The following is a 23,234-nucleotide window of genomic DNA, read 5'->3' as shown; positions in this document are numbered from 1 at the left end:
ATATTTATATATTGATTCACAATATGAGTAAAAACACTTCGTACCTTTATAATTCTATAATTAGAATGTTCCCATTTAGAAAAACATATTTTCATAAAATGTTTATAAAGATTGAGTGGTAGGGAATCGGAAGTATAGAGAATATCTAGTGTTTACATGAAAATGACTGGATAGAATCAAGAAATAAATGGAAATAGAAATGATTTAGATATGTTAATAAGTGAGAATGGTTATGCGTAAACTTATTGATTTCAGGTCATTGTTTTTTAAGATTATTGTTTTGTTTTTACCATTGTTTTCTTTGTTTTTTTTAACTGGCTGGGGTGTTTATGAGTTCTATCTGAAGAGTGTGATGAACACAGATAAGATGAGATTGGACATGTATAAGGCAACACTGCATTCAACAATAGAGCAATACTATTATCTGCCTTATATGATGGCGATGGATCAAGTCGTTTTTTCTGCTGTCAAAAATCAGGATGAAAAAGAAAAACTCAATGAGTTAAATCTGCATTTAAAGAAAATTAATGAGCTGACTAAAGCGGCCGCACTTTATGTCGTTGATGTGAATGGTAAGACGATTGCGTCCAGTAATTGGGATGAACCTGGAAGCTATGTTGGGCATAATTACAGTTTTCGTCCTTATTTCATTCAGGCGATGAAAGGAACATTAGGGAAGTTTTATGGTATAGGGGACACGACATATAAGCCCGGTTTTTTCATTTCATGGGCGATTGAGGATAAGGGGAAAAAGATTGGCGTCATTATTGTTAAGATAAGCCTGAATATTTTGGAGAATGCCTGGTCGGAAGGGCCTGATAATATTATGATTTCCGATGAAAATGGTATTGTTTTTCTCAGTTCTGATGAAGATTGGCGTATGAAAGTGCTACAGCCACTTAGCGTGCAAACCAGAAAAAAACTACAAGAAACCCGACAATATTTTATTCAGTCTTTAGACTCCATCAACATATACACGTGTTTTTCTACTAATGATTTTATGTTGTTGAATTTTACCGCTCAAGAAAGCTGTTATTTTCCAAGTTATTATTCTCAAAAAATACTTATACCGGAATTTAACTGGACAGTGACCTTGCTGTCTAATATTGAAGGTGAGTATTGGTCTGTGGCGATAGTCTTTTTTGTCGTGATAAGTACTTACTCTATATTACTGGTCATTATTGGTTATGTCCGTATGAAGATGCGTTCGCAAGCGTTGCTGAAAGAAGCCAATGAATTGCTGGAACTCAAAGTTAATGCCAGAACGCAGGAGTTAAAGGAGATTAATCAGCAGCTCATTCTGGAAATGAATGAGCGAATTCAGGCGGAGAAAGGGTTGCAGACTGTACGGGAAGCATTAGCCGAGTCCAGCAAGTTAGCCGCTCTAGGGCAGATGGCAACGGAGATGGCTCATGAACAAAATCAACCGTTAGCCGCTATCCGGGCGCTAACGGATAATGCTCGAAAAATGCTAGAAAAAGAGATGTATACGCAGCTCGACCAGAATTTGAAATATATCATTTCACTGGTCGAAAGAATGACCCAGTTAATTACTGAACTCAAAACATTTGCGTGTCGGCACCGGGTACCGAAAGGACAGGCTGACGTGGTAAAAGCAATTTATAAAGCGGTAGCGTTACTTAATCACAATCTGGAAAAAAATAACGTCATTCTACGAGTTAATGCACCGTCAACTCCATTAATCGCAATATGTGATGAGTTAGGATTGGAACAGATATTTAGCAATCTGTTAATTAATGCGTTGGATGCAATGGAGCTATCTCCGGTAAAACGATTGGATATTCATTTAAAACGAATGGCGGACCGGGTCTTAGTCACGATTAAGGATTCAGGGCCTGGTTTTGCATCTGATGTGGTGGATCGAGTATTTGACCCATTTTTTACCACCAAAAAGCGGGGAATGGGGCTGGGGTTGGCGATAGTGAAAGAAATTATTCGTAATTCTGAAGGCAATATACAGGCAGAAAATCATGCCGATGGTGGAGCCATTTTTACTATTTCCTGGCCGGAAAGGAGAGACACACATGAATCAACCGAAAATTAACGTCAAAATCGTTTATGTGGAAGATAGCCCGGATGTGCGTTTTGCCTGTGAACAGACAATGCAACTTGCTGGATATGAAGTCTTGTCTGTAGCGGATGCGGAACAAGGGCTTGTGATGATCAATCAGGAACCGGCATCGATTCTAATGACTGATTTGCGCTTGCCTGGGATGTCTGGTCTGGAACTGATGAACCGTGTCCTTCAGTTGGATTCCGGCATCCCGGTGATCCTGATCACTGGTCATGGGGATGTTGAGATGGCAGTAGAAGCGATGCGTGAAGGCGCTTTTGATTTTATCGAAAAACCCAGTACGGCGGAAAAAATACTGGAGGTTATTGAAAAAGCGAGGGAAAAACGGCGTCTTATTTTAGAAAATCGTGAACTGACATCTCGGTTACAACAAGGGCAAGGCCCCCTGTTGATAGGACACAGCCATGGCATGAATCAACTGCGTGAAGCCCTAGCCAATGTCGCGGATACTTGCGCTGATGTGCTAATTCAAGGAGAAACAGGCTGCGGGAAAGAGGTAGTGGCACGCACGCTGCATCATTGGAGCTCATGCCGTAATGGTAATTTTGTTGCGCTTAATTGTGCAGCATTGCCGGAACCGTTGTTTGAGAGTGAAATATTTGGTCATGAACTTGGGGCGTTTACCGGTGCGGCTAAACGTCGGGTTGGTAAGATTGAACACGCGAATGACGGCACATTATTTCTGGATGAAATAGAAGGTATGCCGCTCAGTATGCAAAGCAAATTGTTAAGGGTATTGCAGGAGCGAACCCTTGAACGTCTTGGCGCTAATCAATTGATTCCGGTTAACTGCCGAGTGATTGCCGCAACGAAAGATGATCTTCTGGCACTGAGTAAAGACGGGCAATTTCGTCTTGATCTCTATTACCGTCTGAATGTTGTGGCTATTCGTGTCCCTCCGTTGCGTGAGCGACGTGAAGATATCCCTGAACTCTTTTATTGGTTTGCTAGTCGGGCGGCGCAGACTTACCGTCGCCCATTACCGGATATTTCCCCGATGTTGCTTGCCTGGTTACAGGCTCAGAGTTGGCCCGGCAATGTGAGGGAACTGAAACATTATGCGCAGCGTTTTGTTCTGGGATTAAACACGCCAGATGAAATCTCTATTACCTGCCGTGAGGCGCTGGGGTTAACTGCCAGTATTGATGCGTTTGAAAAGAAGCTTATTGAAGACATGTTGCGCCAGACGGGGGGGCAAGTGAGTTTGACTGCGCGGCAGTTGATACTGCCGCGCAAAACGCTCTATGACAAACTCAATCGGCATAACATCAATCCGCAGGATTTCCGTTTTACCGAATTGCCTAACAAATCAGATCGACGGTCTGATGATGTACATCGAGGCTGATGCCTTTCGCGGTGTAAGTCATGGTTAGCCATTGCCAAAATGAAGATGACAAGGTCAGCGATTGATTCCGCTGACGTGACGCAGCTTCTGGCATTCCAGGATAAACCACTTCTGAGTTTCCTGATTGTGGTTGAGTTGCCAGAAGGTATTCCATGAAATACGCGCATTTTTGCGATGATTGATCGCAAAAATGCTCAGGTGAGAGCAGTAAGGCGAAAAAATTATTGTGGGGTGAACCAGATTCAGCCTGATCTTCTGCGATGGTTTCTCCACCGGAGAGTATCCCCGCCATCAGCTCGATCATCAACGCCAGACCAAAGCCTTTATGCTGGCCGAACGGCAGCAGCGCACCAGCAGGAGTGGTGAACAGTACTCCTGGGTCATTTGTCGGGTGGCCGCTGGCGTCAATTAACTGTCCTGCTGCGACATGCTCCCCTTGCTCTGCCAGTATTCTGGCTTTATTGAGCGCCATACTGCTCGTGGCGAAGTCAACCAGAACAGCTGGCTTTCCGCCGGGAACGGGCCAGGTGAAACAGAACGGATTGGTGGTCAGACGAGCCTCCGCCCCACCCCAGGGGGCGACGGTTGGACTTCTGCCAGTAACGTTACTAAATGACAACATGCAAAGCTCATTGTCAGCGGCGAGCTGGCCGTAATGTCCTAACCGGCCGAGATGGTGGCAGTGGCTAAGGGTTAAAATGCAGTAGCCGTCTTGTTTCGCTTTATTAATGGCCGCTTTTGTTGCTGTTTTAGCGATGTGTTGTCCGAAGCCGCCCTGTCCATTTATTTGCAGTAAACCGTGGGTGGAGGCAGTAATATCTGCACGGGCATTCGGTTTGACCTCGCCTTTAGCGATACTATCGAGATACTTTGGTAGCAATGCTACCCCGTGGCTGGCGTAGCCGTTTTGTTCGGCTTCGATCATGTGCTCGGCGATATCCTGAGCAATGTCTGCGGCACAGCCGTTAAGTTCAAACAGCCCTGTGACTAACCAGCGTAATTTTTCGGAAGAGATCGTGATTGACATGATTTTTTCTCCGTTACATGAGTCCCAGCATTGGCCACAAGGTTGCTGCGAACAGTAGCAGCGTCAGGTAACCAATGATGGTCAAGCTAATACCGATACGAGTGAACTGGCGCGGGCTGAATGTGTCCGTTCCCAGACACACCATATTTTGTGGTGCATTGATTGGCAGGATAAAACCAAAGCTGACACTGAAAGCCAGAATGACGGTCATCCCGACTGGGTTGACGCCAAGTTCTGGCGGCAGGCTACTCAGCAAGCTGATAAGAATAGGTAGAAGCGCAGCGGTCAATGCGGTGGCGCTGGCAAATCCCAGATGAATAATAATGAGGAACGCGGTCAGTACCGCCAAAATACCGATAGGGGGCAATGCGTGCAGGTTAAACCCTTTGACGACATAATTCGCCAGCCAGGATGCCGCTTGTGTATCCAACAAGGCAGAGCCGAGGCTAATTCCAATACCGAACATGAGCAACGTGCCCCATTGCACACGCTTTTCTACATCCTTCCAATTCATCACGCCGATTCCCGGCATCAGCATGATTGCCAGACCAGCCAGAGTCACAGAGGTCGTATCGATATTGTGCAACTTGCCTTCCGTCGCCCAAAACAAAAGCAACAGAACCGAAATTGCGATTAGACGTTTTTCCACACTTTTTGCCGGACCAAGTTCAGCCAGCGATTTTTTTATCGCATCTGTACCACCTTCTATCGCTTCAGTTTCCGGTGGCATCATCTTTCTCACCAGAAAAAATAGCACTACAGACATGGTGAGGCTCCAGGGTGCCCCCGCCAACAACCAATCGAGCCAGCTGATCGTATATTCAGCGCCGAATGTTTTGTTGATAAAGCCAATCGAGAGTAAATTTTGCGCGGCTGATGTTTGAATACCAACATTCCAGATGCTGGTGGCTTGTGCGACAACGATCATCATAGACGCCGCCAGCCGGGAGTGTTTATCAACATTGAAGGCTGCGATCACGCCCATCATGATCGGGACAACGCAGGCGGTACGGGCTGTCGCGCTGGGGACAACCAGACTTAGCACGATAGTCACGACGATCGCGCCGATCAGAATACTGCTGCTGCTGGCACCGATGCGAGACATCGTGAACAGCGCGATGCGTTTGTCCAGCCCGGTGATGGTCATTGCGGCGGCGATAAACATCGCTGCCGCTACTAATGCCAGTGCAGAGTTCGAGAAGCCAGACAGGGTCATTTTCAACGCATTGACCGTGCCAGTCATCGTTTCTGGATGGTGGATATCCGGCGAGAAGCCAATCATAAAAATGATCAGCGCGGAAATGACAATAGCGCTGGAAGTGTAGTCCATCGCTTCGCTGATCCAGACGATGATCGCAAACACCAGAATCGCGATCATATTTTGGCCAGCTTTGGGAATATCATCTCCTAATGGGAGTAGCGTGATGGCGATTGCGGCGATAATCGCGATGTAGAGTCCCAGATAAGAGGATAGCTTGTTCTTCTTAATTATTGGTTTTGATACGTCAGTCATAATAACCTCGTCGTAGAGAAGTAATATTTCCTGACGGGGAATTGCAGGTCTTATGCCAGTTTGTTTTTATTTTTAATTGTTTGTTTTATATTTATTTTTTTGTTTTTTGCGTTGTTTTTTAGGCGGGTATCCGCACAAGCCAGCCATAGGGTGTGGTAAAGCCACACAGCGTCAATTGGCGAGTCATGTCATCCGATCGCCTGCGGTTGAAAAGGGTCAATCATGATGAAAAACTTGTATTCCTGATAAATAGAAAGGTGGGCAGAAGCGGGAAGGGTGTCGTTTTGAGCGGCGTCATCGCTGACGCCGCGAGGGGGGTTAACTGACAGTGAGTGCGCGGCTAACTGCTATCATGATAAGGGTCAGGAAATGGCCTCAAGTAACGTGGTACCGATCTGTGCGGGGTTGCGCGTCCATACCATCCCTGCGCGTTCAAACGCCTGAAATTTTTCCTCTGCCGTTCCTTTGCCGCCAGCGATAATGGCACCTGCGTGTCCCATACGTTTCCCTTTCGGCGCTGTCGCTCCGGCGATATAGCCCACGACGGGCTTACTCACGTTAGTTTGAATAAATTCCGCAGCCTCTTCTTCCGCTGTTCCACCAATTTCCCCAATCATGATGATGGCATCGGTGTCGGGATCGCTTTCAAATAAATGCAACGCGTCAATAAAACTGGTGCCGGGAATAGGGTCGCCACCAATACCAATACAAGTAGATTGACCCAGACCAAGTGCGGTGGTTTGGGCAACGGCTTCATAGGTGAGGGTGCCGGAGCGGGAGATGATTCCGATGCGTCCGGGTTGATGAATACTGCCCGGCATAATACCGATTTTGCATTCACCGGGGGTGATGATCCCTGGGCAGTTGGGACCAATCAGACGAACGTCGGGATACGCTCTGAGGAGGCGTTTGGCTTTTAGCATATCTTGAGTCGGTACGCCTTCTGTGATGACCACAATCAGCCCGATACCTGATTCCACCGCATCTACAATCGAATCTAGTACTGCGGGAGCAGGGACGTAGATCACACTGGCTTCCGCACCCGTGGCCGGAACGGCTTCTTTCATGCTGTTGAATACCGTTCGACCCAGATGCATCTGTCCACCTTTACCCGGCGTCACGCCGCCCACGATTTGGGTGCCGTAGGCGATAGCGTGTTCAGAATGAAAACTGCCGTTTTTTCCGGTAAAGCCTTGAACCAACACTTTGGTTTGTTTATTGATTAATACGCTCACGCTACCCTCCTAGTTATTGACAGTTGCAATGATGGTCTGTGCTGCTTCATCCAGTGTGTGGACGGGCGTAATCGGCAATCCGCTTTCTCGTAACAGCCTCATGCCTTCCGCCGCATGGTTGCCGGATAAGCGGGCGACAACAGGCAGGGTAATTTTTTCCTGTAGTAAGGCGTTGATGATCGCTTTTGCGATCATGTCGCAGCGCACAATACCGCCAAAGATATTGACCAGAATTCCATTCACCTTAGTGTCGGAACTAATGAGTTTGAAGGCTTCCGTTACTCGTTCTTGCGTGGCACCGCCGCCCACATCAAGAAAATTGGCAGGTTCACCACCATAGAGTTTGATGATATCCATCGTGGCCATCGCTAGCCCTGCGCCGTTAACCATGCAGCCGATATTGCCGTCCAGCGCCACATAATTCAGATCCAGTGCGGCGGCGGCGCGTTCACGCGGATCTTCCTGTGTTTCATCTCGCAGGTCGGCTAATTCGGGGTGACGGTATAGCGCATTGTCGTCAATGGTGATCTTGGCATCGACGCACATAAAACGGCCGTCCTGAAGGATGGCCAGTGGATTGATTTCCAGCAGCGAGAAATCCTGCGTGGTGAATGCTTGCCAGATGTTATCGATCAGCGTGCCAAACTCCACCAGTTGAGATTTTTCCAGTTTTAGCACGGATGCCAATTGACGGATGTGGCAAGGCTGTACGCCAACTAACGGCTCGATACTCACCTTGGAAATCTTTTCTGGCATTTCCTGCGCCACCTGTTCTATTTCCATACCGCCTTCTGCGCTGGCGATAAAGGTGACTAACTGACTACCGCGATCCACCACGGCGCTGAGGTACAGTTCCTGACGCACTGGATAAATATTTTCACACACCAGAACGCCACTAACCGGTTGGCCTTCTGGTCCGGTCTGATAGGTAGCCAGCCGAGAACCGAGCATATTTTGGGTGAATTCCTTCGCGCTCTGATAGTGGTTTACTACCTTGACTCCTCCCGCTTTACCGCGTCCTCCGGCATGGACTTGTGCTTTTAGTACTGCCCCTTTTTCTCTATCCGCCAGTACATCCCATGCCTCTTGTAACTGAGGCAAGGCATCAATATAGATCTCGCGTGGCACTGGTAGCCCGAATGTCGCCAACAGTCGTTTTGCCTGATATTCATGTAGGTTCATATCGTTTTCCGTTTTGGATGGTTAGCCGTGCAGGGCTTGTTTATTGATGGCCAGTGCAGCTTCATGCAACACCTCGCTTAACGTCGGGTGTGCATGAACGGTACAGGCGAGATCTTCTCCAGATGCGCAAAATGCCATCGCCAACGCGATTTCATTGATGAGTTCAGAGGCTTGTGGACCGATGATGGTTGCGCCCAGAAGGCGATCGCTGGCGGCGTCAGCCAAAAGCGATACACGCCCTTCCGCTTGTCCTAACGCCATCGCTCGCCCGTTTGCCGCAAATAACGCGTTGCCTTTATTGAACGTGATACCACGCTGTTTAAGCTGTGCTTCAGATTGCCCTATCCAGGCGATTTCTGGATGGGTGTAAATCACCCAGGGGATCAGATTAAAATCTACCGGCTCCGCTGCTTGACCCGCGATGAGATCGGCAACCATGACACCTTCGGCCATCGCCTTGTGTGCCAGCATCGGCCCTCGAACCACATCGCCAATTGCCCAGAGTTGCGGGTGAGAGGTGCGACAAAATTCATCGACTACCACCCCGCCCCGGATGTCTTTCTCCAGCCCTAACTCCTCGATTCCCAGCCCTTCCAGCATCGGTTCTCGCCCGATAGCGACGATGAGTTTATCGACGATCAGCTCATGAGTTTGGTCACCTTGTTCATAGGTCACCTGCACCTCATTTTTGCGTGTGACGATCTTGACGATACGGATACCGAACTGCATATGTAAGCCGTCAGCGGCCAGCTGTTTCTGAGCCTCTTTTGCCAGACGGGATTCCAGCGCAGGCAGAAAAGTCTCTGCCATTTCCAGTAATGTGACGTCAGAACCCAGCCGATTCCAGACGGAACCCAGCTCCAGCCCGATGACGCCTGCTCCAATCACCGCCAGCCGTTTGGGGGGCACCGTCATTGCCAGTGCCCCCTGATTATCCAGAACCAGCTCGTTGTCTACCGTGATATCAGGGAGTGCGCGTGGACGAGATCCCGTGGCGATAATGACGTGATGCGCCTGGATGATTTGTGATTCGCCTCCTTGTGTGACATCAAGGCACCAGATGCCGTCAGCGTAACGTTGCAGCGTGGCCCGACCGGCGAGTGTCGTTACGCCATTCTTCTGAAACAACAGGCCAATCCCTTGAGTCAACCGTGCAACGATATCGTCTTTACGCTGGACCATTTGGGCGGCGTTTATCTGCACCGAGTGCGCGGTGATGCCGTGTTCCTGTGCTTTATGACTGATTTGGTTAAACAACTCAGAAGATTGCAATAGAGATTTGGATGGTATACAGCCCACATTCAGGCAGGTGCCGCCCAGAGAAGGATCGCCGTTGGCATTGGTGAACGCATCGATACATATCGTATCGAGTTTACGTTGTGCGGCTCTGATGGCGGCGATATAGCCGCCTGGACCTGCACCAATGACGGCGACGTCATACACTTTTGTCATGTTTTTCCCCTTGTCAGATATCCAGCAAAAGCTGTGCAGGCGCTTCCAGCAGGCGTTTAATCGTCGCTAGTGTTTGTACGGCTTCCTGGCCGTCAATCAGGCGATGGTCGTAACTCAGCGCCAGATACATCATCGGGCGAATAACGACACAATCGTTTTCTGCTACCGGGCGTGGCGTGATGGCGTGCATCCCTAAAATGGCAGACTGGGGCGGGTTGATGATTGGCGTTGACATCATGGAGCCGAAAGTGCCGCCGTTAGTGATGGAAAATGTGCCGCCCTGTAGCGCTTCCAGCGGTAGTTTTCCTGCTCGTGCTAATTCGGCGTACTCATTTATCTGGCGCTCGATTTCTGCCAGAGACAGCAATTCAGCATTACGTAATATCGGAACCATCAATCCACGTGCGCTGCTGACCGCGATGCCTATATCACAGTAGTCACGCCAGATGATGTTCTGCCCATCAATAGCGGCATTAACGATAGGGAATTGACGGAGCGCGTGACTGGTAGCTTTGACAAAAAACGACATAAAACCCAGTTTTACCCCGTGTTGCTTTTCAAAACGCGCTTTATAGGTATTACGCAGCGTGATGATCTCTTGCATATTGACTTCATTGAATGTCGTCAGAATGGCGTTTTCCCGCTGTGAAGCGAGTAAGCGTTCGGCGATCCGTGTTCGTAGACGACTCATTGGTTCGCGGCGTTCTTGTCGGCTATCCGTCGGTTTTTTCTCCGGTATTGTGGTTTTTGCTACTGTATCTGTTGGGCGGTCGAGTATTGGCACGGCTGTGTCGGTGGGAAGCGTGTCCGTTGGTGCGCTGGTATGGCTAGCCTGCGTCAGAACATCCTCTTTTATTATTCTGTTATGGCGTCCGGTACCCGTAACCTGCGCCAGATCGATATCCTGACGGATTGCCTCTTTGCGGGCGGCAGGCATGGCAATCGGCGTTTCGGTTGGAATTTCTGGTGTGGGGGAAGGTGCGGTGTTCTGGGGAATGATCCGCGCCAGTAGCTGACCTGATGTAACGCTCTCGCCTTCGGCGATGAGCTGCTCGGATAACAGGCCATCGGCAGGCGCGGGAATTTCCAGTATGACCTTGTCGGTTTCCAGTTCAGCAACAACATCATCGCGTTTGACGATATCGCCAGCCTGTTTGCACCACGTTGCCAGAACGCCTTCTGTGACGGATTCCGGTAGTTGTGGGACATTGATTTCTATCATTTTTTTCTCCGGTATTCGTGATTGTTTTTATGAAAATTATCAAACGTTAACGAAGTGAAATGCCTCAGCGAGAAAATCGGCTATTTGTTGTTGATGTACGGCTCTATATCCGGTAGCTGGAGCGGCGGCGGCGGGGCGTCCGGCATATTGAAAGTGCATGTTTTCCGGAAGGAGGCGATCCAGTTCATGACGGATTTGTCGCCATGCCCCTTGATTGGCGGGTTCTTCCTGAAGCCATAGCCAGTTTTTTACCTGTTGATAGGGCGAGATTGCCGCTTTGAGGGCCTGATGAGGAAATGGATAGAGCTGCTCAACACGGATCAACACAACTTTATCGGTTAATCCCTGAGCTTCTCTTGCCTGCAAGATGTCATAATAGACCTGTCCCGCACACAGGATGACTTGCGTGACATCTTTGGCATCCGGGTTACGCGCATCGGCGATCGCTGGCCGGAACGCTCCCTCACTCAGTGCAGTTAACGGACTCATGGCATCTTTGAAGCGCAGCAGGCGTTTGCTCATGAAGATAATGAGCGGCTTGCGCATATTGCTTAACATTTGTCCCCGCAGGAGATGGAACATTTGCGCGGATTCTGATGGCATCACCACCCGCATGTTGTTTTCTGCGCAGAGTTGCAACCAACGCTCTAGACGTCCTGAAGAGTGCTCGGGCCCCTGACCGTCATAACCATGCGGCAGAATGACGGTCAGCCCACAGTAGCGATCCCATTTAGTTTCGCTGGAGGAAATAAACTGATCGATGGCAATCTGGGCACCGTTGGCGAAATCACCGAATTGTGCTTCCCAGATAACCAGTTGGTCGGGGGCAGAACTGGCATAGCCATATTCGTAAGCCAGAATGGATTCTTCGTTCAGAACGGAGTCGATGATCTGAAAATCGGCCTGTGAGTCACTAATGTGCTGAAGTGGAATGTATTGGCGCTGATCGTTTTGTTGTGGTTTTTGGTTGTGTACCACTGCATGACGGTGACTGAAGGTGCCGCGTCCAGAGTCCTCTCCTGAAATCCGTACACCAACACCGTCGTCCAGTAGAGAGGCATAAGCCAGTGTTTCCGCCATGCCCCAGTCCAGCGGGGCCTCATTGCTGCCCATTTTCTGACGTAGTGCGAGCTGTTTTTGAATCGTCGGATGCGGCACGATCTCATCAGGAAGGGTAGTCACTTTGTCTGCATAAGACATCAGTGTTTTCAGTGGTAGGCTGGTGTTCGGCGCATCATGCCAGCTGCGATTGTCAAAACGCTCCCAGATATTATCCCTGAGAGGAGATGTCTCCACGGCGGTATTGGCATCGGTAATTGCACAGGAAGAAAGCCACTGGCGGTAGCGCTCGATCATCCCGTTTTGCTGTTCGTTTGTTATCAGGCCGCGCTGTATCAGTTTTTCACCATAACGGGTGCGTATACCGGGGTGATTATCCACGGCCTGATACATTAACGGTTGAGTCAGGCGTGGTTCGTCACTTTCGTTGTGTCCTAATTTGCGAAAACAGACCAGATCGATAACGATGTCGCGGTTGAAAGCCATACGCCATTCACAGGCCAGCGCAATGACCTGACAAATCGCATCTACATCGTCGCCATTGACGTGGATAATGGGGGCGCCAATCATTTTCGCGATATCAGTACAGTAGTGAGAAGAACGCATGTCATGCGGATTGGAAGTGGTAAAACCGACTTGATTGTTGATAACCAGATGAAGTGTGCCGCCTGTACCATAGCCAGCGGTTTGTGAAAGGTTAAAGGTGGTTTGATTAACGCCCAGTCCTCCCAGTGCTGAATCACCATGAATGAGTAATGCCATGACTTTATCTTTACCATGATGATGATGGCGCTGCTGATGTGCACGCACCTGGCCTTGTACTACTGGGTTGACGATTTCCAAATGAGAAGGGTTGTAAGCCAGTGAGAGATGCATGACCCCTGCCGATGTGGCGACTTTACTGGCATAACCCATGTGATATTTAACATCGCCAGAACCCGTTCCGATGGGCTGTCGGCCCTCAAATTCGGCAAACAGCAATGCCGGATCTTTCCCCATGATGTTGACCAACACATTCAAACGTCCCCGGTGTGCCATTCCCATCACAATTTCTTCCACACCGTGCTGGCTGGCGTGGTTGATTACGCCATCCAGTGCGGCAATAGCACTCTCTGCGCCTTCGAGCGAGAAGCGTTTCTGCCCGACGTAGCGGGTATGGAGATAGCGCTCCAGAGTTTCGGCTGCAATTAGTTTTTCCAGCGTGTGCAGGCTTTTCTCGGCACTTTCCTGTTGCGGGGACAGGTGTTCGATTCGTTCCAGCCACCAGCGTTTCGCATCTGCATCGTCTACATGATCGAACTCATAACCGATATGGCCACAATAGGTTTGCTCCAGTAGCGACAGGAGTTGCCTGAGCGACATCATGGTTGTGTGGCGTCCGACGTTAACCATGAATTCGGCGGATAAGTCCTCAGTGCTCAACCCCCAGCCTGCCAGGGTGAGCTCTGGAATATCTGATAAAGGAGAGAGAGAAAGCGGATCGAGGTGGGCTTTCAAATGACCTTTACGCCGGAATGCGTCTGCCAGTTGGGTGACGGCGGCTTGTTTTTTCAGCCAGAGAACGGTGTTGCCGGGTAAATCTCCTCCCAGAATGTCGGCGGGTGTGGTTCCAGAGGCAAAAAACGTTTTCCAATCGGCTGGGAGATCGTTGGGTGACGCTAGCCAGATGTTGTAGAGGGCTTCCAGAAATGAAGCGTTTTCGCCAGAGAGTGGGGTACGGGTTGGCATGATAGTCTCCTATGAATGTGACCTCATTTTTCTCTCCCGTGACTTAGCAGGGAATGTGCCAACCTTTAAGGTTATTTATTATCAATAGCTTATGTTGTTTTATTGCTGAAGGAGTGGCTGGAAAGAGAAACAATTTTACTTCGGGTGGCGGAAAAGGTGACAAGAAGGGCTAGATGAATGTAAGGCGAGACGATAACGCTGTTCGATGAGAAAAAAAGTAATAACAAAAACAGCCAGTCGATGTTAACACCGACTGGCTGTTCTCGCGCTTTTATAGGATCAACTAAAGAAGTTAATCAGTGCGGCACACAAAACGGCGGCAATAGCAGCCTGCGGCGAATGGCTTGCCGCGGAGCCAATTTCAGCGCCGTGTGTTGCAACGGAAATCAATGAGTCCAGCATGGTGTTCCTCCCGAATCAGCGACACGATCATACTGCTGACTCGAGGCAAGTAAAGGACAAATTAATGACAATTTCGTGCGCCAGATTGTATTTTTAATCACCAGTTTGTTTATTAACAATTGAGCAATAAAAAAACAATCTCGCTACTCCATTCCCAGCTCTTTTAGTTTACGCGTCAGGGTATTTCTGCCCCATCCCAGCAATCTTGCGGCTTCCTGTTTATGTCCCTGCGTGTGCCGTAATGCTGTCGTAAGCAGGGTTCTTTCCATTTCTGGTTGTGCTTCCGCTAGCAGATTTTGATGACCGGAACGCAGCGCGCGATCGGCCCATTGTGCCAATAGCGTTGCCCAACTGTCAGGCAGAATATGCACGGTAGAATCGGGCGCTGTGGTCTCGAACAGCTCAGGCGGCAGATCCTGAATCAGCACTTCCTGACCGGCAGCCATGACCGTCAACCAGCGGCAGGTGTTCTCTAACTGGCGCACGTTACCGGGCCACGGTAAACGGGTTAGCGCGGTTTCCGCTTCTGGGTGCAGATTTTTCGGCTCGACGCCCAGCTCTTTGGCCGTCGCCTGCAAGAAATAACGCGCCAGGCGGGGAATATCTTCCCTACGTTCACGCAGTGGTGGCAAATGAACGCGGATCACATTCAGGCGATGAAACAGGTCATCACGGAATTTACCTTCCTGCACACGCTGCTCAAGATTTTGGTGTGTTGCCGCGATAATGCGGACATCCACCTTCACCGCGGCATAGCCGCCAACGCGATAAAACTGCCCGTCGGCTAATACGCGCAACAGGCGTGTCTGCACGTCTAGCGGCATATCGCCGATTTCATCCAGAAACAGCGTACCGCCATCGGCCTGTTCAAAGCGGCCCTGACGAATTTGGTTCGCGCCCGTAAATGCGCCTTTCTCATGACCAAACAATTCCGATTCGATCAGATCCTTGGGAATGGCGGCCATATTCAGGGCAATAAAAGGGGCTTTGGTACGTGGGCTGTGGCGATGCAGGGCATGTGCCACCAGCTCTTTACCCGTTCCCGATTCGCCGTTAATCAGCACGCTGATCGATGAGCGAGATAGGCGACCAATGATGCGAAAGACATCCTGCATGGCAGGTGCTTCGCCAATAATGTCCGTTGTCGGGCCATTGATCGGCTGATTGCGTACCGGTTGCTGTTGTTCCAGATAATGACTGATTGCACGCTCAACCAGTGCGACAGCTTCATCAATATCAAACGGTTTCGGCAAATAGTCGAACGCGCCCTGTTGATAAGCACTGACGGCGGCATCCAGATCGGAATGTGCCGTCATAATGATGACCGGGAGCATCGGGTGACGCTGTTTGATTTGCTGTAAGAGCGCTAATCCATCCATCCCTGGCATGCGGATGTCGGACAGCAAAACGTCAGGCGTTTGTGTTGCTAGCGCATGCAGTACCTGATTTCCGTTTTCAAACGTTGCGCAGGTTAAACCCGCACCAGCAAGCGCGCGCTCAAGCACCCAACGGATGGAGCTATCGTCATCGACAATCCAGACTATCCCTCGTTGCATTGTGAACCTCACTGGCGAATGGGCAGGTAAACCGAGAATTCGGTGTGTCCTGGCCAACTGTTAAATTCAATTTTACCGGAGTGCTGGTCGATAAGACTGCGGGCGATGGAAAGCCCTAAACCGGTTCCCCCTTCGCGTCCGCTCACCATCGGGTAAAATAGTGTGTCCTGAAGCTGAGCAGGTACGCCGGGGCCGTCATCTTCCACGTCAATACGTGCTGCAAGACGATAGCGCACGCCGTGCAGAGTAAGCTGAAAAGCCGTTCGAGTACGTATCGTAATGGTTCCGCCTTCCTCACCCAGCGCCTGTAGCGCATTGCGGGTAATATTCAGCAGTACCTGTTCAATCTGGTCGGGGTCGTGCGTCAACTCTGGCAGGCTGGGATCATAGTCTTTCACCAGCGTCACGTTATCTGGTTTTTCCAACGAGACGAGCTGGCAAACGCGTTCAGCGACTTGATGGATACTCTGGGTGACGTGCAAGCCGGGCTGCTGTGGCCCGAGCAGGCGATCAACCAGATTACGCAGACGATCCGCCTGTTCGATGATGACCTTGGTATATTCCGTCAATGCTGGATCTGGCAAGGCCTTGGCAAGCAACTGTGCAGCCCCGCGCAATCCACCAAGCGGATTTTTTATCTCATGCGCCAGGCCTCGGACCAAATCACGAGCGGCCTGCTGCTGTGCATGTTGAAGCTGTTCTTGGCTGAGACGGCGCTGGTTATCCATCGGCGCCATTTCCAGTAAAATAAAATCGTTTTGTACCCGCTGAGCGGTGAGCGACATGATGTGCGCTTTACCATCCACGACGAGAGTGACTTCGTTATCGGTAAAACCTTGCCCTGAATCCAGACTCTCACGCAGTAAATCGATATTCAGAGAAAAATATCCCAGCAAGTCTGGCAGCGGTGTGCCGGATAATTTACGCGAACTTTGTGCCAGTAATTGCTGTGCTGCCGGGTTGGAATAGTGAATCGCCAGATCGTTATCCAGCAATAAGATGCTGTTTATCAGGGAATTTAGGATCTGCCCAGCATCGGGCAGCGTGCCTGTTGCCATAACGCAGACTCCCGCACCAGCATGGTGCATTGTAGTGTGGATGATGGATGTTACGTCGCAACGGCCAATGCCGATGGTGAAAAAAGCCCATCCGAAGATGGGCTGAAGCGTTTCCACGGCAACAAGAACAAACTTCTTAGTATTCTGTTGTTTATCGGTCATGGTTGGGTATCAGCACACCCAACCACGCCAAGGCAGAGATTATTAAACGCTGTAGTACAGTTCGAACTCAACTGGGTGTGGCGTCATACGAACGCGGTCAATTTCAGATTTACGCAGTTCGATATACGCTTCGATAGCGTCATCAGTGAACACGCCACCACGGGTCAGGAACTCGCGGTCTTCGTTCAGTGCAGCCAGGGCCTCGTCCAGAGAACCGGCAACTTTTGGAATCTCTGCTTCTTCTTCCGGCGGCAAGTCGTACAGGTTTTTGTCCATTGCATCGCCAGGGTGGATTTTGTTGATGATGCCGTCGAGGCCAGCCATCAGCAGTGCAGCGAAACACAGGTACGGGTTAGCCGCTGGATCCGGGAAGCGCGCTTCGATACGACGTGCTTTCGGGCTGGCAACAACTGGGATACGGATTGAAGCAGAACGGTTACGGGCAGAGTAAGCCAGCATAACTGGTGCTTCGTAGCCTGGAACCAGACGCTTGTAGGAGTTGGTGGTCGGGTTCGCCAGGGCGTTGATAGCTTTAGCGTGCTTGATAACACCGCCGATGTAGAACAGAGCCAGTTCAGACAGGCCGCCGTATTTGTCGCCAGCGAACAGGTTAGTGCCGTCTTTAGACAGAGACATGTGGCAGTGCATACCAGAACCGTTATCACCGAACATTGGTTTTGGCATGAAGGTCGCCGTTTTACCGTAAGCGTGAGCCACGTTGTGCACGACATATTTGTAGATCTGAATTTCGTCCGCTTTTTTGGTCATGGTGTTGAAGCGGGTAGCCACTTCGTTCTGACCAGCAGTAGCCACTTCGTGGTGGTGAGCTTCAACAACCAGACCCATTTGCTCCATGGTCAGACACATAGCAGAACGGATGTCCTGTGATGAATCGACTGGTGGAACTGGGAAGTAGCCGCCTTTCAGACCTGGACGGTGACCTTTGTTACCGCCTTCGTATTCTTTACCGGAGTTCCAGTAAGCTTCGACGTCGTCGATAGCAACGTGGGAACCGGAAGTGCTGCTACCGAAACGGATGTCATCAAACAGGAAGAACTCTGGCTCTGGCCCGAACAGTACGGTATCGGCGATGCCTGAAGAACGCAGGAAATCTTCCGCACGTTTCGCGATAGAACGCGGGTCACGGTCGTAGCCCTGCATGGTGCCTGGCTCAAGGATGTCACAACGAATGATCAGCGTGGAATCTTCGAAGAACGGATCAATCATCGCGGTGCTGGCATCGGGCATCAGAACCATGTCTGACTCGTTAATACCTTTCCAGCCGCCAATCGAGGAACCATCAAACATTTTACCTTCTTCGAAGAAGTCGGCATTGACTTGATGAGCCGGAATGGTGACGTGCTGCTCTTTACCTTTAGTATCCGTGAAGCGTAAATCAACAAACTTCACTTCGTGCTCATTCAGCATCGTCAAAACATGTTCTGCGGACATACTTGGTTCTCCCGATTGGTCATTTATCGTCGTGGAACGAATATCGTTGTGGATTGATGTTGTTGCCGTGAGTAGACTAAAGCTAAAAGTGTGCCAACTTTTTAAATGTGTGCAATGTGTTGCTACTTGGGGCTTTCTCACGGAAATCCACTGCACCATTATAGTCTAAAGCACCAAAATGGTGCTCCATGTGTGAATTATTGCACTTGTTTAGTGCATTCGTGTTCGCTTGTTGCGCTTTTGCACCGTGAAAGGGATCACAAAGCAGGCAGCTCTAGGTTGTTTATCATAGATGCTTGTGATCTTGTTTAGTCCCTCGATTAATACGTGTACAATAGCGCGCTATTTCTAAATGCCTGAGGCAAAGCTGTGATCGAAAATTTGCGTAACATCGCCATTATTGCGCACGTTGACCATGGGAAAACCACCCTGGTTGACAAGCTGTTGCAACAATCCGGAACGTTCGGTGAACGTGTCGAAGCAACCGAGCGTGTAATGGACTCCAACGATTTGGAGAAAGAGCGTGGAATTACTATCCTCGCAAAAAATACCGCCATTAATTGGAAAGACTATCGTATTAACATCGTAGATACCCCGGGACACGCCGACTTCGGCGGCGAGGTTGAGCGTGTAATGTCGATGGTTGACTCGGTACTGCTGGTTGTGGATGCGATGGATGGCCCGATGCCGCAAACTCGTTTCGTGACCAAAAAAGCGTTTGCCAACGGTCTGAAACCAATCGTGGTTATCAACAAAGTTGACCGTCCTGGCGCGCGTCCTGACTGGGTTGTCGATCAGGTATTCGACCTGTTCGTGAACCTGGATGCGACTGACGAGCAACTGGATTTCCCAATCATTTATGCTTCTGCGCTGAATGGTATCGCGGGACTCGACCATACCGACATGGCGGAAGATATGACCCCGCTGTATCAGGCGATTGTCGATCATGTGTCTCCGCCTCAGGTTGAGATGGATGCGCCGTTCCAGATGCAGATCTCTCAGCTGGACTACAACAACTATGTTGGCGTTATCGGTATCGGCCGTATCAAGCGCGGTAAAGTTAAGCCTAACCAACAAGTGACTATTGTTGATAGCGAAGGCAAAACCCGTAACGGTAAAGTAGGTAAAGTTCTGACTCACCTGGGTCTGGAGCGCATCGACGCAACTGAAGCGGAAGCGGGCGATATCATCGCGATTACCGGTCTGGGCGAGCTGAACATTTCCGACACTATCTGCGATCCGCAGAATGTCGAAGCGCTGCCAGCACTGAGCGTCGATGAACCGACGGTTACCATGTTCTTCAACGTCAATACTTCACCATTCTGCGGTAAAGAAGGTAAGTATGTGACCTCGCGCCAGATTCTGGAGCGTCTGAACAAAGAGCTGGTACATAACGTTGCCTTGCGCGTTGACGAAACTGAAGACGCCGATGCGTTCCGCGTTTCCGGCCGTGGTGAATTACACCTGTCAGTTCTGATCGAAAACATGCGTCGTGAAGGCTTTGAACTGGCCGTATCACGTCCGAAGGTTATTAACCGTGTTATCGACGGTCGTAACCAAGAGCCGTTTGAAAACGTTACGCTGGACATCGAAGAACAGCACCAGGGTTCAGTCATGCAAGCCATGGGTGAGCGTAAAGGTGATGTGAAAGACATGATTCCAGATGGCAAAGGTCGTATCCGTCTGGATTACCTGATCCCAGCTCGCGGTCTGATCGGTTTCCGTACCGAATTCATGACGATGACGTCTGGTACGGGTCTGCTGTACTCCACTTTCAGCCATTACGATGATGTACGTCCGGGTGAAATCGGCCAGCGTCAGAACGGCGTGCTGATCTCTAACGGTCAAGGTAAAGCTGTCGCATTTGCACTGTTCAGCCTGCAAGATCGCGGTAAGTTGTTCCTCGGACACGGTGCGGAAGTGTATGAAGGCCAGATCATCGGTATTCACTCACGTTCTAACGATCTGACAGTAAACTGTCTGACCGGTAAGAAACTGACCAACATGCGTGCATCAGGTACTGATGAAGCAACCACACTGGTTCCGGCGATCAAAATGTCTCTGGAGCAAGCGCTGGAGTTCATTGATGACGACGAACTGGTTGAAGTTACACCGCAATCTATTCGTATTCGTAAGCGTCACCTGACCGAAAACGATCGTAAACGCGCTAGCCGCGGCAGCAAAGACGTCTAATTTCTGACGGATTTGTCTTGTTACGCAACAGGGCACCTTCGGGTGCCCTGAATTTTATGCGCTTTCTTCCACTTTAACCTTTCCTTATATTTCCTCCCTGTTCAGTTCCGCTATTTCCCGCTACAGTGAAAATCCTACGATTACGTCAGGAGGTGGCTGCCATGCTGTATATCTTTGATTTGGGTAATGTCGTCATTGATATTGATTTCAAAAGAGTATTGGGCGTCTGGAGTAATCTGAGCAGCGCGCCGCTCGCGACGTTGCAAGAACGCTTTGTCATGGGGGAAGCGTTTGAGCAGCATGAACGGGGTGAAATCAGCGATGAAGAATTTGCCACCAGACTGTGTCAGGAAATGGGCATTGCTCTGAGCTTTGAGCAGTTCACTGCTGGCTGGCAGGCTATTTTTGTCGCGTTGCGTCCTGAGGTTATCGACATCATGCAGCGCCTGCGTGAGGAAGGGCATCGTGTGGTGATTCTGTCGAATACCAACCGCCTCCATTGTTCACACTGGCCGGCGTTATTCCCGGAAGTGGGAGCTGCAGCTGACCGACTTTATCTGTCTCAAGACATTGGATTACGTAAGCCGGAATTGGAAATTTATCAATATGTTCTGACGCAGGAAGGCGCTACGCCAGCTCAAGCCGTCTTTTTTGACGATAATTCCGCTAACGTCGATGCTGCTCAGAGTTTGGGCATTTACAGCATTCTGGTGACCGATCGTCAGGTAGTGCCGGACTTTTTCGCTATGCAGGTGACGACGGCCAAAGCATGATTTATATCGCAGGGGTGGATACAGTCCCTATTGAGAACAATAACATCAGGAGTAGTTGGGTTTTATGATTGCGCTAATTCAGCGAGTTTCCAGCGCCAGCGTTACGGTAGAAGGCAATATCATTGGGGAAATCGATAAGGGTTTGCTGATATTGCTGGGTGTTGAGCAGGGCGATGACGAACAAAAAGCCACGCGACTTTGCGAACGCGTGTTGGGCTACCGAATATTCGGTGACGATGATGGGAAAATGAACCTCAATGTGCGTCAGGCTGGCGGTAACGTGCTGGTGGTTTCCCAGTTCACGCTGGTGGCTGATACGCAGCGTGGCATGCGACCTGGGTTTTCTCGTGGTGCGCATCCCTCAGAGGCCGATCGTCTCTATCAGTATTTTGTCGGGCAGTGTCGTGAGCAAGGTGTTCATACGGAAACGGGACAGTTTGCGGCGGATATGAAAGTGGCATTGGTGAATGATGGCCCGGTGACGTTCTGGCTACAGACATAATTGGGTTACAGACATCGGTTATAAAAGCGGTGTCACCGTTGTTGTTCCGTGTAGTAGTTTGTTGGCAGTTTGAGATCTTATGAAGCATGGTGCACTAAAGCATCATCGGCACAGAGGAAGGGTTATGTATCATCTGAGAGTACCTGAAAGCGCGGAAGAACTGGATGCGTACTATCAATTCCGCTGGGAAATGTTGCGTAAACCTCTACACCAGCCGCTAGGTTCTGAGCGCGATGCCTATGATGCATTGGCGCACCACCAAACAGTGGTCGATGAACAAGGAAGGATGGTCGCGATTGGGCGTCTTTCTATCAATGCGGATAATGAGGCGGCAATCCGCTTTCTAGCCGTCCATCCCGATCTACGGGGAAAAGGGTTAGGAACACTGCTTGCGATTACTCTGGAGTCTGTTGCACGTCAGGAAGGTGTCAAGCGCGTAGTCTGTAGTGCCCGCGAAGACGCAATGGATTTCTTCTCCAAGTTGGGCTTTGTTAATCAAGGGGAAATCACTGCGCCACAAACCACGCCTGTGCGGCACTTCCTGATGATCAAGCCAGTGGCGACGTTGGATGATATTTTGCACCGTGCTGACTGGTGCGGGCAGTTGCAACAGGCCTGGTACGATCATATCCCTCTAAGTGAAAAAATGGGCGTACGGATAAGCCAGTACACTGGGAAAAAATTTATCACTACCATGCCTGAAGCGGGTAATCAGAACCCGCATCACACGCTTTTTGCTGGCAGCATGTTTTCTCTCGCTACGCTCACGGGTTGGGGATTGATTTGGCTATTGCTGCGCGAACGGCACCTTGGTGGAACGATCATTCTGGCGGATGCGCATATTCGTTACAGCATGCCAGTAAGTGGCCGACCGAGTGCTATTGCTGATTTAGGGTCGCTGAGTGGCGATCTGGATCGTCTTGCGCGCGGGCGTAAGGCACGTGTGCAGTTAAACGTTGAGCTATTCGGTGATGACCATAAAGGGGCGCTATTTGAGGGCGTGTATATTGTGCTGCCTGCTCAACCGGATGCGCCATTGGAAGAGGGCGGGTCAGAAGTGGATTAACCTACGGCTGGACGTTATGACGTTCTTCCCATCCGTACATCATTCTTCGCGCTAACCAGCAGTACCTCATGACATCTGTATTTCGTTTTAGTGATTCCCGTGGTTTTCACGGGGTTTATCCTAATGCCGAGCGTTTAAGGATCGAGATACTGCGTGCTAACACGGTGCGAGGCATCCCAGTGGGAGCCTCATCACCGTATCTCCCCCTAAGA

At 50.1% G+C, this 23,234-nt stretch carries 17 protein-coding genes; 6 read left to right on the top strand and 11 right to left on the bottom strand.

Annotated features, from left to right (window positions below; all coding sequences use genetic code 11):
- The first annotated feature begins 232 nt into the window (after positions 1–232).
- Positions 233–2,065, top strand: a complete 1,833-nt coding sequence (locus tag CLR69_RS20830) for an ATP-binding protein (RefSeq protein ID WP_165346005.1) — start codon at positions 233–235, stop codon at positions 2,063–2,065.
- Complete coding sequence (locus CLR69_RS20825; RefSeq protein WP_129713046.1) at positions 2,046–3,440, top strand: sigma-54-dependent transcriptional regulator; 1,395 nt, start codon at positions 2,046–2,048, stop codon at positions 3,438–3,440. Before CLR69_RS20830 ends, CLR69_RS20825 begins: the two co-directional genes overlap by 20 nt.
- Here the strand turns inward: CLR69_RS20825 and CLR69_RS20820 are convergent.
- The 11 genes from CLR69_RS20820 to glnA all read right to left on the bottom strand — a co-directional run bounded on the left by CLR69_RS20820 (position 3,397) and on the right by glnA (position 18,488).
- Positions 3,397–4,467, bottom strand: coding sequence for an Ldh family oxidoreductase (locus CLR69_RS20820; RefSeq protein WP_129709474.1), 1,071 nt, complete (start codon positions 4,465–4,467; stop codon positions 3,397–3,399). The genes CLR69_RS20825 and CLR69_RS20820 overlap by 44 nt on opposite strands.
- A 13-nt stretch (positions 4,468–4,480) precedes the next feature.
- The gene (locus CLR69_RS20815) at positions 4,481–5,980 is read right to left on the bottom strand and encodes a DASS family sodium-coupled anion symporter (protein WP_129713047.1); all 1,500 of its coding nucleotides are present in this window, start codon (positions 5,978–5,980) and stop codon (positions 4,481–4,483) included.
- A gap of 362 nt (positions 5,981–6,342) precedes the next feature.
- Positions 6,343–7,215 (bottom strand): succinate--CoA ligase subunit alpha, encoded by an 873-nt coding sequence (sucD, locus tag CLR69_RS20810; protein ID WP_129713048.1) that lies wholly within the window; start codon positions 7,213–7,215, stop codon positions 6,343–6,345.
- A 9-nt stretch (positions 7,216–7,224) separates the two neighbouring features.
- Positions 7,225–8,397, bottom strand: coding sequence for an ADP-forming succinate--CoA ligase subunit beta (gene sucC / locus CLR69_RS20805; protein WP_129713049.1), 1,173 nt, complete (start codon positions 8,395–8,397; stop codon positions 7,225–7,227).
- A 21-nt stretch (positions 8,398–8,418) separates the two neighbouring features.
- Positions 8,419–9,849, bottom strand: coding sequence for a dihydrolipoyl dehydrogenase (gene lpdA / locus CLR69_RS20800; RefSeq protein WP_129713050.1), 1,431 nt, complete (start codon positions 9,847–9,849; stop codon positions 8,419–8,421).
- 13 nt (positions 9,850–9,862) lie between these two features.
- On the bottom strand, positions 9,863–11,071 hold the full coding sequence (gene odhB, locus CLR69_RS20795) for a 2-oxoglutarate dehydrogenase complex dihydrolipoyllysine-residue succinyltransferase (protein WP_129713051.1): 1,209 nt from the start codon (positions 11,069–11,071) through the stop codon (positions 9,863–9,865).
- Between the two features lie 39 nt (positions 11,072–11,110).
- Positions 11,111–13,858: a 2-oxoglutarate dehydrogenase E1 component gene (locus CLR69_RS20790; RefSeq protein WP_129713052.1), complete on the bottom strand. Its 2,748-nt coding sequence runs from the start codon at positions 13,856–13,858 to the stop codon at positions 11,111–11,113.
- Between the two features lie 279 nt (positions 13,859–14,137).
- A complete protein-coding gene (locus tag CLR69_RS22940; protein WP_015842303.1) occupies positions 14,138–14,260 on the bottom strand; it encodes a YshB family small membrane protein in 123 nt (40 codons plus the stop codon).
- Positions 14,261–14,403: 143 nt separating this feature from the next.
- Positions 14,404–15,816, bottom strand: coding sequence for a nitrogen regulation protein NR(I) (gene glnG, locus CLR69_RS20785; RefSeq protein ID WP_039349760.1), 1,413 nt, complete (start codon positions 15,814–15,816; stop codon positions 14,404–14,406).
- 8 nt (positions 15,817–15,824) lie between these two features.
- Positions 15,825–16,874: a nitrogen regulation protein NR(II) gene (gene glnL, locus CLR69_RS20780; RefSeq protein WP_005968247.1), complete on the bottom strand. Its 1,050-nt coding sequence runs from the start codon at positions 16,872–16,874 to the stop codon at positions 15,825–15,827.
- A 204-nt stretch (positions 16,875–17,078) separates the two neighbouring features.
- A complete protein-coding gene (glnA, locus tag CLR69_RS20775; protein WP_015842300.1) occupies positions 17,079–18,488 on the bottom strand; it encodes a glutamate--ammonia ligase in 1,410 nt (469 codons plus the stop codon).
- Between the two features lie 369 nt (positions 18,489–18,857).
- On the opposite strand from glnA, the gene typA reads away from it, so the two are divergent.
- The 4 genes from typA (at position 18,858) to fabY (ending at position 23,022) form a co-directional block, all read left to right on the top strand.
- Positions 18,858–20,681 (top strand): ribosome-dependent GTPase TypA, encoded by a 1,824-nt coding sequence (gene typA / locus CLR69_RS20770; RefSeq protein ID WP_010298147.1) that lies wholly within the window; start codon positions 18,858–18,860, stop codon positions 20,679–20,681.
- 161 nt (positions 20,682–20,842) lie between these two features.
- Positions 20,843–21,454: a glucose-1-phosphatase gene (gene yihX, locus CLR69_RS20765; RefSeq protein ID WP_129713053.1), complete on the top strand. Its 612-nt coding sequence runs from the start codon at positions 20,843–20,845 to the stop codon at positions 21,452–21,454.
- 64 nt (positions 21,455–21,518) lie between these two features.
- On the top strand, positions 21,519–21,956 hold the full coding sequence (gene dtd / locus CLR69_RS20760) for a D-aminoacyl-tRNA deacylase (RefSeq protein WP_014702091.1): 438 nt from the start codon (positions 21,519–21,521) through the stop codon (positions 21,954–21,956).
- Between the two features lie 124 nt (positions 21,957–22,080).
- The gene (fabY, locus tag CLR69_RS20755) at positions 22,081–23,022 is read left to right on the top strand and encodes a fatty acid biosynthesis protein FabY (protein WP_129709456.1); all 942 of its coding nucleotides are present in this window, start codon (positions 22,081–22,083) and stop codon (positions 23,020–23,022) included.
- Positions 23,023–23,234 lie beyond the last annotated feature (212 nt).

The sequence above is a fragment of the Pectobacterium zantedeschiae genome (assembly GCF_004137795.1).
In the GTDB taxonomy this organism is placed as follows: Bacteria; Pseudomonadota; Gammaproteobacteria; order Enterobacterales; family Enterobacteriaceae; genus Pectobacterium; species Pectobacterium zantedeschiae.
Note: the sequence above shows the minus strand (reverse complement) of the source record. Positions and strands in the feature narration are given on the sequence as shown.